Origin of the sequence: Neisseria sp. LACPHL-SPEC-2024-00856, assembly GCF_047915665.1 — a bacterium.
GTDB classification, from domain to species: Bacteria; Pseudomonadota; Gammaproteobacteria; order Burkholderiales; family Neisseriaceae; genus Neisseria; species Neisseria polysaccharea.
On sequence record NZ_JBLRPR010000003.1, the window covers coordinates 13,594 to 29,478 of the forward strand.

At 53.6% G+C, this 15,885-nt stretch carries 13 protein-coding genes; 4 read left to right on the plus strand and 9 right to left on the minus strand.

The annotated features are described in order from the left end of the window. Positions 1 to 60: 60 nt before the first annotated feature. The 5 genes from ACNAU7_RS03845 to ACNAU7_RS03865 form a co-directional block, all read right to left on the minus strand. Positions 61 to 984, minus strand: a complete 924-nt coding sequence (locus ACNAU7_RS03845; protein WP_416300838.1) for a DMT family transporter — start codon at positions 982 to 984, stop codon at positions 61 to 63. 371 nt (positions 985 to 1,355) lie between these two features. Beyond that, positions 1,356 to 1,880, minus strand: a complete 525-nt coding sequence (ssb, locus tag ACNAU7_RS03850) for a single-stranded DNA-binding protein (protein ID WP_118997241.1) — start codon at positions 1,878 to 1,880, stop codon at positions 1,356 to 1,358. 3 nt (positions 1,881 to 1,883) lie between these two features. After that, complete coding sequence (locus ACNAU7_RS03855; RefSeq protein ID WP_416301064.1) at positions 1,884 to 3,266, minus strand: MFS transporter; 1,383 nt, start codon at positions 3,264 to 3,266, stop codon at positions 1,884 to 1,886. Positions 3,267 to 3,374: 108 nt separating this feature from the next. Continuing rightward, a complete protein-coding gene (locus ACNAU7_RS03860) occupies positions 3,375 to 3,995 on the minus strand; it encodes a lytic transglycosylase domain-containing protein (RefSeq protein WP_416300841.1) in 621 nt (206 codons plus the stop codon). 205 nt (positions 3,996 to 4,200) lie between these two features. Further along, positions 4,201 to 4,569: a transcriptional regulator gene (locus ACNAU7_RS03865; protein ID WP_301911876.1), complete on the minus strand. Its 369-nt coding sequence runs from the start codon at positions 4,567 to 4,569 to the stop codon at positions 4,201 to 4,203. Positions 4,570 to 4,728: 159 nt separating this feature from the next. On the opposite strand from ACNAU7_RS03865, the gene ACNAU7_RS03870 reads away from it, so the two are divergent. The 3 genes from ACNAU7_RS03870 to ppx all read left to right on the plus strand — a co-directional run bounded on the left by ACNAU7_RS03870 (position 4,729) and on the right by ppx (position 9,230). Further along, positions 4,729 to 5,778: a factor H binding protein domain-containing protein gene (locus ACNAU7_RS03870; protein WP_416300843.1), complete on the plus strand. Its 1,050-nt coding sequence runs from the start codon at positions 4,729 to 4,731 to the stop codon at positions 5,776 to 5,778. A gap of 113 nt (positions 5,779 to 5,891) precedes the next feature. Beyond that, the gene (locus ACNAU7_RS03875) at positions 5,892 to 7,559 is read left to right on the plus strand and encodes a surface lipoprotein assembly modifier (RefSeq protein ID WP_416300845.1); all 1,668 of its coding nucleotides are present in this window, start codon (positions 5,892 to 5,894) and stop codon (positions 7,557 to 7,559) included. A gap of 162 nt (positions 7,560 to 7,721) precedes the next feature. Next, entirely contained in the window at positions 7,722 to 9,230 is a 1,509-nt protein-coding gene (gene ppx / locus ACNAU7_RS03880) for an exopolyphosphatase (protein ID WP_003714484.1), read from the plus strand. Between the two features lie 208 nt (positions 9,231 to 9,438). Here ppx and ACNAU7_RS03885 read toward each other — a convergent pair whose 3' ends face one another. The 3 genes from ACNAU7_RS03885 to trpS form a co-directional block, all read right to left on the minus strand. Further along, positions 9,439 to 9,783, minus strand: coding sequence for an Ag473 family lipoprotein (locus tag ACNAU7_RS03885; RefSeq protein ID WP_003714486.1), 345 nt, complete (start codon positions 9,781 to 9,783; stop codon positions 9,439 to 9,441). A 317-nt stretch (positions 9,784 to 10,100) separates the two neighbouring features. Beyond that, the gene (locus tag ACNAU7_RS03890; RefSeq protein ID WP_003714489.1) at positions 10,101 to 10,646 is read right to left on the minus strand and encodes a hypothetical protein; all 546 of its coding nucleotides are present in this window, start codon (positions 10,644 to 10,646) and stop codon (positions 10,101 to 10,103) included. 80 nt (positions 10,647 to 10,726) lie between these two features. Continuing rightward, positions 10,727 to 11,737, minus strand: a complete 1,011-nt coding sequence (gene trpS, locus ACNAU7_RS03895; protein WP_416300848.1) for a tryptophan--tRNA ligase — start codon at positions 11,735 to 11,737, stop codon at positions 10,727 to 10,729. Between the two features lie 259 nt (positions 11,738 to 11,996). Here trpS and clpB point away from each other — a divergent pair, with 259 nt between their 5' ends. Continuing rightward, positions 11,997 to 14,570 (plus strand): ATP-dependent chaperone ClpB, encoded by a 2,574-nt coding sequence (gene clpB, locus ACNAU7_RS03900; RefSeq protein WP_416300850.1) that lies wholly within the window; start codon positions 11,997 to 11,999, stop codon positions 14,568 to 14,570. Positions 14,571 to 14,656: 86 nt separating this feature from the next. Here the strand turns inward: clpB and ACNAU7_RS03905 are convergent, their stop codons facing one another. Then, positions 14,657 to 15,871, minus strand: coding sequence for a pyridoxal phosphate-dependent aminotransferase (locus ACNAU7_RS03905; RefSeq protein WP_416300852.1), 1,215 nt, complete (start codon positions 15,869 to 15,871; stop codon positions 14,657 to 14,659). Positions 15,872 to 15,885: the final 14 nt, after the last annotated feature.

Here is a 15,885-nt window from a genome sequence, read left to right on the forward strand (position 1 = left end):
CCCTCAAATAAAAATGCCGTCTGAAACCTCTTTCAGACGGCATTTTCCGTTGCCTGCAAACTAGCGGCGTTTGAACAGCCTGTCCCCCACCGCCGCCGTAACCGCACCCCCGACCACGACCAGTGCGCCTGCATAACCCAAACCGTTCATATCCGGCGCGGCAAAAGTATCAGGCATCACATAATGCCCGAGCAAAGAAAATATTACGGTAAACACGGGGAGCAAGGTTGTTACCACGCTGACTTTGGAAGCCTCCCAATGTTTCAACGCCTCGCCGAACGAGCCGTAACCGATTAACGTATTCAAGCAGCAATACACAAAACAAACCCACGCCAACGTACCGTCCAAACTTCCGATGTGTGCCGGTTCGGCAAACGGCAGGAACACGGCGGCACTTGCCGCATAAATCAACAGCAGAATCTGTTGCGGGCCGAATTGCGCCGACAGCAGCTTTTGCGCCACGGCATAACACACCCAGGCCATACTGCCTGCCGCACACAGCAACACGCCTTGCGCATACGCGCCCAAACCCGACAACTCGCCGAATTTATCGTTAAAAAACATAAACAAACCGGCAAGCAGCAAAACCAAGCCGATTTTCTGCGCGGCAATCATCCGGTCTTTAAACACCAACACGCCGACAACAATCATCGTAAACGGCGAAATCTGCCACAAAACCTGCGTCGTGGTCGGCGAAATATAATGCAGCCCTTGGGCAATCAGTACAAAGTTTGCCGAAATGCCCGCCACACCGAGCAACAGCAGCCTGAATGAATGCCAAGAAAAATCCCTCCACTTCGGCAGCCGCCCGCCCAATGCCAGCAAAACAAACAATACCGCCGCCGCCACGGTAAAACGCACCCACACCAGCGTCGGCGCATCGACAAACTTCAATACCTGCCGCACGGCAATCGGCAGCGTTCCACACGTCATCGCCGCCAAAAGTGCCAACGCGAAGCCTAGGAGCGGCCTTTGGTTTTCCATCCTGATTTTCCTATTTTTAAACAACCGTATTGCCGGACGATGCCGGTTTGCCGCATCGGGCAATAATGGTTCAAGCGTTTGACGTTTGATTCCAAACCTTTGGTTTCAAACACACCGGCTGAAGCTCGACTATTGCTTCGCGCTATTTGAAAACACCGCCTGAATTTTAAAATGCCGTCTGAAAACAGAGGGGACGTTCGGCAGGCATCACTGCCTCAAAACGCCCGAACGGTGCAATCGCAATGTTCCGCCCAACGCAAGGGGCGGCAACAAGCCGGCCCAAATGCAAAAAAGAGAAACCCTGACCCGTAAGGTTTAAGGTTTCTCCGTCCTTTATGATTTCCCTCCGCGAGGATGTCCGACCGTAAAATTCAGAACGGGATGTCGTCGTCAATATCCTCGACCGGGGCGGCGGCAGGCACGGGTTGGCGGCGAGGCGCGGCCGGTGCTTCTTGGGGATGGGACGGCGCGTCGGGAGCGGGCTGCCGGCTTTGCTGCGCGGGGCGTTGGTAAGCCTCCTGACTCTGACCGTAACCTTCCTCGTAAGGCGCGCCGCCGCTGTTTTCATTGCGCCCGCCCAACATTTTCATTTCGTTGGCGATAATATCGTAAGCGGTGCGTTCGATGCCGTCTTTACCTTGGTATTTGCGGCTTTGGATTCTGCCTTCCAAATAAACCAGCCCGCCTTTTTTGAGGTATTGGCCGGCAATTTCCGCCAGTTTGCGGTACATCGTGATGTTGTGCCACTCGGTGCGCTCCACGCGCTGACCGTTGCGGTCGTTCCAAGTTTCGCTGGTGGCGACGCTGAAATTGCAGACGGCTTCGCCGTTGGGCATATAGCGTACTTCGGGATCGCGTCCGAGACGGCCGATAAGGATGACTTTGTTCAATGACATTTTTTAAACTCCTGTGATGATTTTTTCAGCGGCAGCCTGATCGAAACCCTTCTGCAACACTTTAAGATAGACGGTCTGCCCGTCAAAACTGAAACCGATGTCTTCCACGCCTTCCAACTGCAACAGGGCGCATTGCAAACCGTCCTGATTGCCCTGCCACACGCCGCCGACAGGGTAACTGAGGTTTTTGACGGGCTTGGGCGCGGGCGATAAAACGGCAATTACCAGCCACAGCAGCATCAATATGCTGCAAAAGGCAAACACGCCGGCAAAGCCGTATTTTTGGAACAGCAAACCGCCTGCCGCGCCGCCGGCAAACAGTCCGAGCGACTGCATCGTGTTATACACGCCCATCGCCGTACCCTTCAGGTCGGACGGCGCGATTTTGGAAACCATAGACGGCAGGCTCGCTTCCAACACATTAAAACCGATAAAGTAAACAACCAAATAAGCGGTAATCAAGCCTACCGAGCGCATACCGGACAGCAAACCGAGCTGCGCCGCCGCAATACAGGCGATACCCAAAACAAAAACCTGTTTGAGCTTGTTGCGCGTCTCGCCGACGATAATCAGCGGAACCATCACCACCAAGCCCGTAATGGTCGAGGGCAGATAGACTTTCCAATGCTGGATTTTTTCCAAACCGAGCTGGGTCATCGCGAAAGGCAGCGCGGTAAACAATGCCATTTGTGCGGCGTGCAGGGCGAAAATGCCGAAATCGAGCGTCAGCAGCCTGCGGTTTTTCAAAACCTCGCCTATGCGCGAAGGCTGCGCCTGCGTGTCCTCATGCAGCTTGGAAACTTCGGGATCGGGAGTCATCCACGCCACCACGCCGATGCTGATGACGGTCAGAATGCCGGTCAGCATAAACAGTCCGCGCACGCCGACCGCGTCGGCAATCACAGGGGCAACGACGAGGCTGACCGAAAACGTCAGACCGATACTCAAACCGATCATCGCCATTGCGCGGGTACGTACGCCGTCGCGCGTCAAATCCGCCAGTAGCGCGGTAACTGCCGCGCTGACCGCTCCCGCACCCTGTATGGCGCGTGCGGCAACCAGCATGGGCAATGTATCGGCGGCGGCGGCAAGGAAGCTGCCCGCCGCAAACACAATCAGCCCGACATAAATGGTTTTCTTGCGCCCGAACTTGTCGGAAGCGATGCCCAAAGGCAGTTGCAGCAGAGCCTGCGTCAGCCCGTAAATGCCCATTGCCAGCCCGACCAGCGTTTTGTTGCCTTCCGCGCCGGGCAGCGAGGCGGCATACACCGCCAATACGGGCAGCACGAGGAACATACCCAGCATACGCAACGCGTACACGCCGGAAAGCGTCGTACTGGCGCGCCATTCATGCGGAAACATTTGGATGCGGTTGTCTCTTGCCATAAATAATTTTTCAGACGGCATCAACAGTTGCAATGCCGTCTGAACTTCCAGTGAACAGATTTTCGGATTATACAGGATTCGCCGTATTTCGGTTACGGCACAATGCGCCTACCACTGCCAGCGGTTGCGCCACGCGCCCAAAACGGCGTTCGGATACTTGTTGCTGCCGAGGCTGCCGTTAAAGCGGGCAAGCGCGCGGACGATGTCGCCCTTTTCAAGGTTGCGGTAATGGCGCAGGATGGTGCAGCCGTAACGCAGGTTGGTGCGGATGTCGAACAGGTTGTGCGCCGGTTTGCCGATGTAGTTTTTCCAAAACGGCATAACCTGCATCAGGCCGCGCGCGCCGACGCCGCTGATTGCATACTGGCGGAACGCGCTTTCCACCTCAATCAGCCCCAACACAATCTGCGTATCCAAACCGGCCCGGCTGCTTTCATACTGGATATTGACCAGCAGCCTGCGCCGCTCCTCCTCATCGGGGACAAACCTTGCCAATCGCGCAGACATCGCGGACAACCAACGTTCGCCCTCTTTCGGATTGTCAAACACCAGCCTCGGCGGATTTATGCTGCCGACAGAGCTCCTCATCACGGAAGCCACATCGTCGGCAAGCGTTTCCTCACGTTGCGCGCCGGCGTGCGCCAGCGGGCTGAGCAACAGCGCGCCGGCGGCACACAACAGGCGGCGGCGTTGCAGATTGACGGGTAGGGTATCGGTCGGTTTTTTCATAGGGAACGGGGGCGCGTCCGGACGTTTCAGACGGCATTAAATATTCAAACAGACATAATTGCTTTCAACGCGAAAACCGCGCGCAAAATCCAAGCGCGGCATATCGCCCTGCCCTTTTCAGGCAAATCCCGATTTTACCGCTCTCAAGAACGCTTGTCCAAACAGGCACAGGCAACACCACCCGGGCATTTCCCGTTTTCAACGGCTATCCGTCGTCCGGATGGTGCAGCAGCACCATCAGCGCCTCACGCTTTTTTGGCGGCAGCAGGCGGAAATATTTCAACAGCAGGGCTTCTTGCGGCGAAGCCGCACCTTCCGTGCCGGAGAGCCTGCCGTGGCGCAGCCATTCCGCGCTGGTATCCAGCCATTTTGCCAGCGTCTCGATTTTATCCGGAGTCGGAATCGACCTGCCGACCAGCCAATGGTGGAACGCCTGCGTACTGACAGGCTGATTGGGATGGCGCAGGTTGAAGCGGTTGGCGAGGCTGGCATTGGACAGCTCATCCAAACCCGCGAGGCGTATTGCTGTTTTCAAGCGTTCGCTGAAATCGGTTTTATCTTGTTCGGTATGCATAATGGCGGATTATGAATAGCCGACTGTTGCCTCATTTAAACAGAATAATTGATAGTATTAACAATTTGATTGTCAGGAAAAAAGTGGATACGGATATGATGGGAAGCGGTTTACAAAACCATAAATTTATTTACTTATTTTCTGAAATTTTGGGGATTTATGATGACTTTGAACAAAGTTTTCGCATTGAGCATGATTGCCTTGAGCTTAGCGGCTTGCAAAACCACTAGAACTTACAACAATTATTACTACAACGACGCAAGCACCCAGGCGGCAGCAGGCGGCAACTCTGCAACGCAACCATCCAACAACGGCGGCAACACCGTAGCGCAGCCGTCCAACAACGGCGGCAACTCTGCAACGCAACCATCCAACAACGGCGGCAACACCGTAGCGCAGCCGTCCAACAACGGCGGCAACTCTGCAACGCAACCGTCCGCTGCCAACGACAATCCTCCTCCGTTTACACTGACAAACGGCACACCTAATTTTTCAGTCAGCGTCAGTGGATTGAAACGTGAGGCTGAAGGAGATGTGCGTAAGTTGGCTGCAGAATACGGTGTGGATGATGCAACTGTTTTGACTTACCAAGTCAGCACTCTGGGTCAAAATGCCAATAGCGGCTCTCTTGATTTGTCTAAAGCACCTTTGAAAACGCTGACCCGCGCTGCACATACAGAATCTGCACAGGTACGTGCAGAGGGTAATACTTATACACTGACCCGCAAGGGCGAGTCCCATATCTACCGCCAAAACTATTCTCTGATTGCCGGCGTTAAACCGACTTCCTACTCGATTCAAGGGCCTGGAGTGAATAAAACTGAGGCTATCCGTGATGAAGATTATCTGACCATCAAAGGTACACCGACTGAAGTTTTGCCCACAGCCGGTAAAGCGACTTATTCCGGTGCTGCATTTGATGGAAGAAATCAAGGCGTATTGAGCTACTCCGTCGATTTCAAGGAAAGAACGGGTGAGGGCAACATTACCGGTTTGGGTGAAACAGTCGTCTTGAACAAGGGCAACATAACCCATATCAATCATAATAACGAAATTGATGGAAGCCGCCTTCAAGGCTACGGTATTCAAGGCTCTTCTAATAAAGGTAATTACGAACTCGGCTTCTTCGGTCCTAACGCAGAAGAAATCGTCGGTGCGGTTACTGAGGGTACAAATAGCATCGGCTTTGCCGGCTCCCGTCCGCATTAATCCCGCCTGATACAAATGCCGTCTGAAACCGGAAACGGTCTTTCAGACGGCATTTCGACCATTTGACTGCGCGGTTTGCCCGTCCGGTCCCTTGCCCTGAAACTGTTTGACTTATGAAAAAATTTGCTTTGCTTCTTTTGTCCGTGCCGGCGGCAGCCGTTGCCGAAACGCCCGTTTTACCTATACCCGTGTCGAAACAGGTGTTCGTGGACGGCAAGTTCGACGACAGGATAGTGACTGCCGAAAGGCTTGAAAGGGCTGGCGAAACGGAAATTCCGGTTCTGCCGCTTGCTTCCTATGCCCCATCTTTTGACGAACAGATCGACAATGCCTTCCGCCTGTTGCAGCGTGCCGCGCCAAAGCGGGCTGCCGCGCCTGTTGTTGCGCCTGTCAGCAAGGCGGAAGAGAGCGAAATCAAGCCTGTGGCGACGCATAAGAAATTTTCCAACGAGGCGGCTTTCGGTACGGATGCGCCCGTGCCGTCTGAAACCGTTGCAGCCGGAGAAGCCGCCGAAGCCGTTTCAGACGGCAATGCCTCTCTTGCGGGTTTGGAAGAGCAGATCAACCGCGCCGTCGTCGCCCGCGATTGGGACACGCTGCAAACGCTGTTGGCAAGCTATCGCGCCCTGCCGGATTTCAATCCGGTTCTGCACGATTACGCGCTGGGTGGTTTGCGCCGCAGCCAGTTGCGCCATGACGAGGCGGTGGCTTTGTATCGCGGCATTTTGGCGCAACAGCCCGATTTGGCGTATCCACGTTTCGATTTGGGCGTGATGCTGTTTGAAAACAGGCAGTACCGCGAGGCGAAGGCGGAATTGGAGCGGGCGAAACCTGATTTGCAGCCGCCGATGCAGCAGCTTGCCGACCGCTATCTTGCCGCCATAGACAAGGCTCAAGGCTGGAAGCCCGATGTGTCGCTGCAATACGAGCAAACGGACAATGTGAACAACGCTTCGTCCGAAAAAACGATTGAATTTGCAGGAAAAAGCTGGACAAAAACCGTCGACAGCCTACCGCAAAAGGCACACGGTTTGCGCTACGGCTTGGGCGTGTCGCGCGAAATCAATGCGGGCGGGCATCATTTCCTCTACGGCGGCATCAGCGGCGGCGGCGTGCATTATTGGGATAACAAAGATTTCAGCGAACAGAGCCTGCGCCTATCGTTCGGCTATAAAAACCGTTCGGTAACGCGCTCGTTCGGCATCGTGCCGTTTGTCGAGCAAAACCTCTTAGGCGGCAGCCGATACAATTTCGTCGGCGGCTTCAATGCCGATTTCTCCCAACGCTTGAGCGAACACTGGCGGCTGACGCTGAACGCGGGCAATATGTGGAAGCGTTATCAGGAAGACCGCACCGCCGCCCGATACGACAGCCATATGCCGCTGGCGGGCGCGACGCTGATGTATTCCGCGCCGAAAGACTGGCTGCTTTACGGCGGTGCGGACTGGTCGCACGACATGACGAAAGAGGCAGAACAGGCTTCCATCCGCAAGGGTTTGCGTGTCGGCGCGGTCAAAACGTTCGACGGCGGCTTGGGTCTGCGGGCAAATCTGCGCTATACCCGCAGGACTTTTGATGCACCCGGGACCATTGTGTACCGCTTCCCGCGCAAAGACCACGAATATCAGGCAAACCTGTCGTTGTGGCACGACAAAATCTCTTGGAAGGGATTTACGCCGCAACTCAATTTCCGCTATCTGAAAATCGACAGCAATATGAAAAGTTTTTACACACGCAAAAACATGCAGATTTTCATGAGCGTGGAAAAGGATTTCAAATAAGCGCAAAAAATGCCGTCTGAACGTTTTTCAGACGGCATTTTTTGCTGTCGGAAACATACCGTCGGCAACATCTGCGGGCAGAATCAAAAACAGCCGCATCATTTATTGTCAACGCCCGCGCCGTCAGAGTAACATTGCGTTTTTCCCCCACCGGTATCCGCCATGACCACCAATCCCGCAAACGTCCTTGCCTCCGTCGATTTGGGTTCCAACAGTTTCCGCCTCCAGATTTGCGAAAACAACAACGGACAGTTGAAAGTCATCGATTCGTTCAAACAGATGGTGCGCTTCGCCGCCGGACTGGACGAACAGAAAAACCTGAGTGCCGCCTCCCAAGAACAGGCTTTAGACTGCCTGGCAAAATTCGGCGAACGACTGCGCGGCTTCCGCCCTGAACAGGTACGCGCCGTAGCAACCAATACATTCCGCGTTGCCAAAAACATCGCAGATTTCCTTCCCAAAGCCGAAGCGGCACTGGGTTTCCCCATCGAAATCATCGCCGGGCGCGAAGAGGCGCGGCTGATTTATACCGGTGTAATCCACACCCTCCCCCCCGGCGGCGGCAAAATGCTGGTTATCGACATCGGGGGCGGTTCGACAGAATTTGTCATCGGTTCGACGCTGAATCCCGACATTACCGAAAGCCTGCCCTTGGGCTGCGTTACCTACAGCCTGCGCTTCTTCCAAAACAAAATCACCGCCAAAGACTTCCAAGCCGCCATTTCCGCCGCCCGCAACGAAATCCAGCGCATCAGCAAAAATATGAGGCGCGAAGGTTGGGATTTCGCCGTCGGCACATCGGGTTCGGCAAAATCCATCCGTGATGTGCTTGCCGCCGAAATGCCCCAAGAAGCGGACATTACCTACAAAGGTATGCGCGCCCTCGCCGAACGCATCATCGAAGCCGGTTCGGTCAAAAAGGCCAAATTTGAAAACCTGAAACCGGAACGCATCGAAGTTTTTGCCGGCGGACTTGCCGTGATGATGGCGGCGTTTGAGGAAATGAAACTCGACAGGATGACCGTAACCGAAGCCGCCCTGCGCGACGGCGTGTTTTACGATTTGATCGGGCGCGGTTTAAACGAAGATATGCGCGGACAAACGGTTGCCGAGTTCCAACACCGCTACCACGTCAGCCTCAATCAGGCGAAACGCACCGCCGAGACCGCGCAAACCTTTATGGACAGCCTCTGCCACGCCAAAAACGTTACGGTTCAAGAACTCGCCTTGTGGCAACAGTATCTCGGACGCGCCGCCGCGCTGCACGAAATCGGTTTGGACATCGCCCACACCGGCTATCACAAGCATTCCGCCTACATCCTCGAAAACGCCGATATGCCGGGTTTTTCACGCAAAGAACAGACCATACTTGCCCAACTGGTCATCGGTCATCGCGGCGATATGAAAAAAATGGGCGGCATTATCGGCACCAACGAAATGTTGTGGTATGCCGTTTTGTCCCTGCGCCTTGCCGCACTGTTCTGCCGTTCGCGCCAAGATCTGGATTTCCCGAAAAATATGCAGTTGCGCACGGATACGGAAAACCACGGCTTCATCCTGCGTATTGACAGGGAATGGCTGGAACGCCATCCCCTGATTGCCGACGCATTGGAATATGAAAGCGTCCAATGGCAAAAAATCAATATGCCGTTCAAAGTCGAGGCCGTCTGAACCTTGCGGAACAAATGCCGTCTGAATGATGTTCAGACGGCATTTCCCTGTCCGCAACATCCCGATATGCGCGGCACATCCTCCCTGCACGGTCATGCAGGCGTAAAAAACAAGGGGCATATAACTCAAAAACCGCCTGAAAATCTTCAGGCGGTTTCATTTGGGTTGCCGGCAGGCGGCATCTCGTCATTTTTGCCAAAGCAACAAATTATTTGGCGGCGTCTTTCATTTTGTCTGCCGCTTCCTGAGTCGCATCGGCAGCTTTGTTCAAAGTGTCTTTAGCCGCTTCGCTTACCGCTTCTTTGGTTTCGGCTGCCGCGTCTTTGGCTTCAGTTACAGCTTCCCCGGCACTTGCCTTTGCATCAGCCGCAGCATCTTTGACTTGGTCTTTCGCTTCTTCGACGGCAGAAGCGGCAGATTCGGAGGCAGAAGCCGCAGCATCTTTAACATCGGATTCAACGGCTTGGGCCGCTTCTTTAGTCTCCTGTTTGGCTTCTTGCGAACAAGCTGCCAAGGCAGCCGCCATCATTGCGGCAATCAATAATTTTTTCATGTCTTATCCTTCTTGAGTTGTTGATTAAGGTTTTGCTTAAAAACCGGACCGTGCCTCATCAATCGGCTGATTTTGCCCATCGGCCGGAGAGAAAACGGTTTCCCGTTTAGTTAAAACCCATTATATTAAATATAAAGGTTTTTTCTCGAACAATAAGGCGGCATCAATGCCATATTGAAACACGTCCGAAAACTATTTTATGAAAACAGTTCGGAAAATTGTAACACATATCCCCCTCCTTTTGAGTTTCCCGACGGTGCGGACTTTTTCCTGCAGGGTTTGAAAAACCCAAATATATTCCGGGATGTCCGAATACCTCAATAATGGCGGCGGCGGAAATAAAACGCCCCCTCGCTGTCGATTTCCAGCACATAGCGTCCGTTCTGCACGGCGGCATAGCCGCTTTTGCCTGCCTGATAGGGTTGCAGGGCGGAATGCGAAACCAGGTAATCCGTCAGTTTGCCGCCGTCTTCGGCGATATTGCCCACCAGTTTGGCAAACAAGGTATGACACACGCCGTTTGCCGCCCAGCCCGAAGGTGCGCCCTTTCCGTCGGTTTCCATACATTTGCCGCTGACGGCTTCCAAGTCGCCGGGATGCTTGCCGATCAGTCGGATAACGTTTTGTTCCGGCAAGCCTTTAATCGGATAGCTGATTTGTTTTTTGCCGTCGTTGGTTTTGCCTTCGCTGCTTTGTCCCAAATCCAAACCGGCAATCACCGTATTGTCGATGTATTTGACTTTGAAAACCGGTTTCGGCGCGCTTTGTACCGCGTTTTGCGGCTGTTCCGCCGTATTTTCGGATTTGCCGCAGGCGGCAAGCAGCAGGCAGCCGCCCAACACGGCAAAAGATGTTTTAAGCATTCCACACTCCTGATGGTTTCAAAATGCCGTCTGAAATGCCGTCTGAAACACGGACAATGGATGTTCAGACGGCATTGGGTTTATTTCAACGGGCGGATACCGACCGCATCGCGTACTTTGCCCAATAATTCGCGCGCTTCTTTACGTGCTTTTTGTGCGCCGGTCTGCAAAATGTCTTCGATTTGCGAAGGGTCGGCGGTCAGCTCGTTGTAGCGTTCGCGCGGTTCTGCCAGCTCGGCGTTGATTTTGGCAGCCAAAAGTTTTTTGGCTTCGCCCCAAGCCAGGCCTTCGGAAAGCATTTGTGTGAACGCTGCTGTTTCAGACGGCGTGGAGAAGGCTTTGTAGATTTCAAACAAGGGGCTTTCGTCCGGCTGTTTCGGCTCGCCCGGCTCTTTCATATTGGTGATGATTTTGTTGACCGATTTTTGGGTTTTTTTGTCGTTTTCCCAAAGCGGAATGGTGTTGCCGTAGGATTTGGACATTTTGCGTCCGTCCAAACCAACCAAGAGTTCGACGTTTTCATCGATTTTCACTTCGGGCAGTGTGAAGAGTTCCCGGAAGCGGTGGTTGAAGCGGCTGGCAATATCGCGTGCCATTTCAACGTGTTGGATTTGGTCGCGACCGACTGGAACTTCATGGGCATTGAACATAAGGATGTCGGCAGTCATGAGGATAGGGTAGCTGTACAAGCCCATTTCCACACCGTGATCCGGATCTTCCTGACCGTTTTCGGTATTTGCCTGTACTGCGGCTTTGTAAGCGTGGGCGCGGTTCATCAGGCCTTTTGCGGTGATGCAGGTCAGAATCCAGTTCAATTCCATTACTTCGGGAATGTCGCTTTGACGGTAGAAAGTGGTCTGTTCCGGATTGAGTCCGCAGGCGAGCCATGTGGCGGCAACGGCTTGGGTGGATTGGTGAATCATCTCCGGCTCGTGGCATTTGATGATGCCGTGGTAATCGGCGAGGAAGAGGAAAGATTCGGTATCGGGGTTTTGCGCCGCGCGGACGGCGGGGCGGATGGCGCCGACGTAGTTGCCCAGATGCGGGATGCCGGTAGTGGTTACGCCGGTCAGAACTCGTTTTTTGCTCATAAAATGTCCTTGCGGCATCAATGCCGTCTGAAAGGGAAAAAGATGTGCCGATTATACCCGATTCACAATATTTGTTCAGACGGCATCGGACGCTTCCCTATTGGACAGATTAAGTTATACACACAAATTAAAAAATTTATTTATAATATATTCAACAAGATAAGTAATCGAATCCGAAAAACTAAAATCCAATGCTTGAGTTATCCACAATGATGCACATATAGGCTTCGACAGCGGACATTTTTGAAAGGAAAAGAAAATGCGATACGACAAATTAACCGCCAAATTCCAACAAGCCCTTGCGGAAGCCCAGAGTTTGGCGTTGGCTGCGGACAGCAGCTATCTGGAAGCGGGCTTTGTGCTGAAAGCCCTGCTTGACGACCAAAACAGCGGTGCTGCCGCGTTGCTGGCGCATTCGGGCGTGAACGTGCCGCAGGTGAAACAGCGTTTGCAGCAGCATTTGAACAGCCTGCCGAAAGTGTCCGGCCAGGGCGGCGATATTCTGCCCAGCCGCGAATTGCAGGCGGTGTTGAACCTGATGGACAAAGCGGCAACCAAACGTGGTGATGCCTATATCGCCAGCGAACTTTTCCTGCTCGCCTTGGTACAGCAGAACGATGCGACCGGCAAAATCCTGAAAGAAGCCGGCGCGACCGAACAAAACATTAATGCCGCGATTGACGCAGTACGAGGAGGACAAAACGTGAACGATGCCAATGCCGAAGACCAACGCGACGCGTTGAAAAAATACACGCTCGATCTGACCCAGCGCGCCCGCGACGGCAAACTTGACCCCGTTATCGGCCGTGACGACGAAATCCGCCGCGCGATTCAGGTATTGCAACGCCGTACCAAAAACAACCCCGTGCTGATTGGCGAACCGGGCGTGGGTAAAACCGCCATTGTCGAAGGCTTGGCGCAACGCATCGTCAACGGCGAAGTACCTGAATCCCTGCGTAACAAACGCCTTTTGGTTCTGGACTTGGCGGCTTTGATTGCCGGCGCGAAATACCGCGGCGAATTTGAAGAACGCTTGAAAGGCGTGTTGAACGACTTGGCTAAAGACGATGGCAATACACTGATTTTCATCGACGAAATCCATACTTTAGTCGGCGCGGGCAAAACCGACGGTGCAATGGACGCGGGCAATATGCTGAAACCGGCCTTGGCGCGGGGCAAACTGCACTGCATCGGTGCAACTACTTTGGACGAATACCGCCAATACATCGAAAAAGACGCGGCACTCGAACGCCGCTTCCAAAAAGTATTGGTCGGCGAACCCAGCGTGGAAGACACCATCGCCATCCTGCGCGGTTTACAAGAGCGTTACGAAATCCACCACGGCATCGACATCACCGACCCCGCCATTGTTGCCGCCGCAGAATTGAGCGACCGCTACATCACCGACCGCTTCCTACCCGACAAAGCGATTGATTTGATTGATGAAGCCGCCAGCCGTATCAAAATGGAGCTGGACAGCAAACCCGAGCAAATGGATAAACTCGACCGTCGCATTATCCAGCTCAAAATGGAAAAAATGCACGTTGCCAAAGAAAGCGACGATGCCAGCAAAAAACGTTTGGAACTGATAGACGAAGAAATCGACGGTCTGCAAAAAGAATACGCCGATTTGGACGAAATTTGGAAAGCCGAAAAAGCCGCGTCTTCCAGTACCGCCGACATCAAGAAACAAATGGACGACATCAAAGTCAAAATCGAGCAGGCCAAACGTCAAGGCGATTTCGCCCGCGCGTCCGAACTCGAATACGGCGAGTTGCCGAAATTGGGCGCACAGTTGCAGGCAGCGGAAAGCAATCCTGAGGGCAAAAAACAAAACAAACTCTTCCGCACCGAAGTCGGCGCGGATGAAGTGGCGGAAATCGTTTCCCGTATGACCGGCATCCCCGTTGCCAAAATGATGGAAGGCGAACGCGATAAATTGTTGAAAATGGAAGAAGTATTGCACCGCCGTGTGGTCGGCCAAGATGAAGCCGTGCGTGCCGTGTCCGACGCTATCCGCCGCAGCCGTTCCGGTTTGGCCGATCCGAATAAACCTTATGGCAGCTTCCTGTTCTTAGGCCCGACCGGCGTGGGTAAAACCGAATTGTGTAAGGCATTGGCAGGCTTCCTGTTTGACAGTGAAGATCATCTGATTCGTATCGATATGTCCGAATATATGGAAAAACACGCCGTTGCCCGCTTAATTGGCGCGCCTCCGGGCTATGTCGGCTACGAAGAAGGCGGCTACCTGACCGAACAAGTCCGCCGTAAACCGTACAGCGTGATTCTTTTGGACGAAGTGGAAAAGGCCCATCCCGACGTGTTCAATATCCTGTTGCAAGTATTGGATGACGGCCGCCTGACCGATGGGCAAGGCAGGACGGTAGATTTTAAAAATACCGTGATTGTGATGACTTCCAACATCGGCAGCCAGCACATCCAACAAATGGGCACGCAGGACTACGAAGCCGTGAAAGAAGTTGTGATGGAGGATGTGAAAGAGCATTTCCGTCCTGAAATGATCAACCGTATCGACGAAGTGGTCGTGTTCCACGGACTGGATCAGGCAAACATCCGCAGCATTGCGAAAATTCAGCTTAAAGGTTTGGAAAAACGTTTGGAAAAACAAAACCTGCGCCTGACTGTTTCCGATGCCGCTCTGGACATCATCGCCAAAGCCGGTTTCGACCCGATTTACGGCGCACGTCCGCTCAAACGCGCCATCCAGTCGGAAATTGAAAACCCGCTGGCAAAAGCCCTGCTTGCCGGAAACTATGCGCCCGAAAGCGAAATCAGGGTGGAAGCCGACGGCGACAGACTGAAATTCGCCTGATTCGTTCCTGCTGTTGAAAATGCCGTCTGAAACGGGAATCTCCGTTTCAGACGGCATTTTTTATCCTCGGCAGACAAACCGTCCCCTTATTGGCGGTAGGTTTGCAGGAATCTTGCCAGCCTGCCCATCGCCTCTTCAATCTGATGGACGTAAGGCAGCGTAACAATGCGGAAATGGTCGGGCTTGATCCAATTAAACCCCGTTCCCTGTACCAGCAAGACTTTTTCGCGCACCAGCAAATCGTAAACGAATTTCATGTCATCGCGGATGCGGTACATTTCGGTATCGATTTTCGGGAACATATACATCGCACCCATCGGTTTGACGCAGGACACGCCGGGGATTTGGCTGACCAGTTCCCACGCCCTGTTGCGCTGTTCCAAAAGCCGCCCGCCGGGCAAAATGAATTCGTTGATGCTCTGATAACCGCCCAATGCCGTCTGAATCGCGTGCTGCATCGGCGTATTGGCACACAAGCGCATGGACGAGAGCATATCCAAACCCTCGATGTAACCTTTTGCATGATGTTTCGGCCCGTTGAGCACCATCCAGCCTTGGCGGAAGCCGGCAACGCGGTAGGCTTTGGACAAACCGTTGAACGTTACCGTCAAAAGGTCGGGGGCAAGCGCGGCGATGTGGTGGTGAACCGCGCCGTCGTAGAGGATTTTGTCGTAAATCTCGTCGGCGAAAATAATCAAACCGTGTTTGCGCGCCAGTTCGGCGATTTCCAGCAGGATTTCCCTGCTGTACACCGCGCCTGTCGGGTTATTGGGATTGATGACGACGAGGGCTTTGGTTTTGGGCGTGATTTTGGCTTCCATATCGGCAAGGTTGGGAAACCAGCCGTTTTCTTCGTCGCACAGATAATGGCGTACCATACCGCCCGCAAGCGTTGCCGCCGCCGTCCACAAAGGGTAGTCGGGCGCGGGAATCAGGATTTCGTCGCCGTCATTCAACAACGCCTGCATAGACATCGTAATCAGCTCGGACACGCCGTTGCCGATGTAAACGTCGTTTACCGTGATGTCGCGCAAACCTTTGGTCTGATAGTAGTGAACAATGGCTTTACGGGCGGAATACAACCCTTTGGAATCGCAATAGCCTTGCGAAGTCGGCAGGTTGCGGATGACATCGACCAAGATTTCATCAGGGGCTTCAAAGCCGAACGGCGCAGGGTTACCGATATTGAGCTTGAGGATTTTGTTGCCCTCCTCTTCCAACTGAAGGGCTTTTTTGTGAACCGGCCCGCGTATGTCGTAGCAGACGTGGTCGAGCTTTGCAGACTTGGGAAACTTATCCATAATGTGTTCCGTAA

Coding starts and splice junctions, on each gene's coding strand:
- ACNAU7_RS03845 (WP_416300838.1), bottom strand. CDS start 984: ATGGAAAACCAAAGGCCGCTCCTAGGCTTCGCGTTGGCACTTTTGGCG.
- ssb (WP_118997241.1), bottom strand. CDS start 1,880: ATGTCATTGAACAAAGTCATCCTTATCGGCCGTCTCGGACGCGATCCC.
- ACNAU7_RS03855 (WP_416301064.1), bottom strand. CDS start 3,266: ATGGCAAGAGACAACCGCATCCAAATGTTTCCGCATGAATGGCGCGCC.
- ACNAU7_RS03860 (WP_416300841.1), bottom strand. CDS start 3,995: ATGAAAAAACCGACCGATACCCTACCCGTCAATCTGCAACGCCGCCGC.
- ACNAU7_RS03865 (WP_301911876.1), bottom strand. CDS start 4,569: ATGCATACCGAACAAGATAAAACCGATTTCAGCGAACGCTTGAAAACA.
- ACNAU7_RS03870 (WP_416300843.1), top strand. CDS start 4,729: ATGATGACTTTGAACAAAGTTTTCGCATTGAGCATGATTGCCTTGAGC.
- ACNAU7_RS03875 (WP_416300845.1), top strand. CDS start 5,892: ATGAAAAAATTTGCTTTGCTTCTTTTGTCCGTGCCGGCGGCAGCCGTT.
- ppx (WP_003714484.1), top strand. CDS start 7,722: ATGACCACCAATCCCGCAAACGTCCTTGCCTCCGTCGATTTGGGTTCC.
- ACNAU7_RS03885 (WP_003714486.1), bottom strand. CDS start 9,783: ATGAAAAAATTATTGATTGCCGCAATGATGGCGGCTGCCTTGGCAGCT.
- ACNAU7_RS03890 (WP_003714489.1), bottom strand. CDS start 10,646: ATGCTTAAAACATCTTTTGCCGTGTTGGGCGGCTGCCTGCTGCTTGCC.
- trpS (WP_416300848.1), bottom strand. CDS start 11,737: ATGAGCAAAAAACGAGTTCTGACCGGCGTAACCACTACCGGCATCCCG.
- clpB (WP_416300850.1), top strand. CDS start 11,997: ATGCGATACGACAAATTAACCGCCAAATTCCAACAAGCCCTTGCGGAA.
- ACNAU7_RS03905 (WP_416300852.1), bottom strand. CDS start 15,871: ATGGATAAGTTTCCCAAGTCTGCAAAGCTCGACCACGTCTGCTACGAC.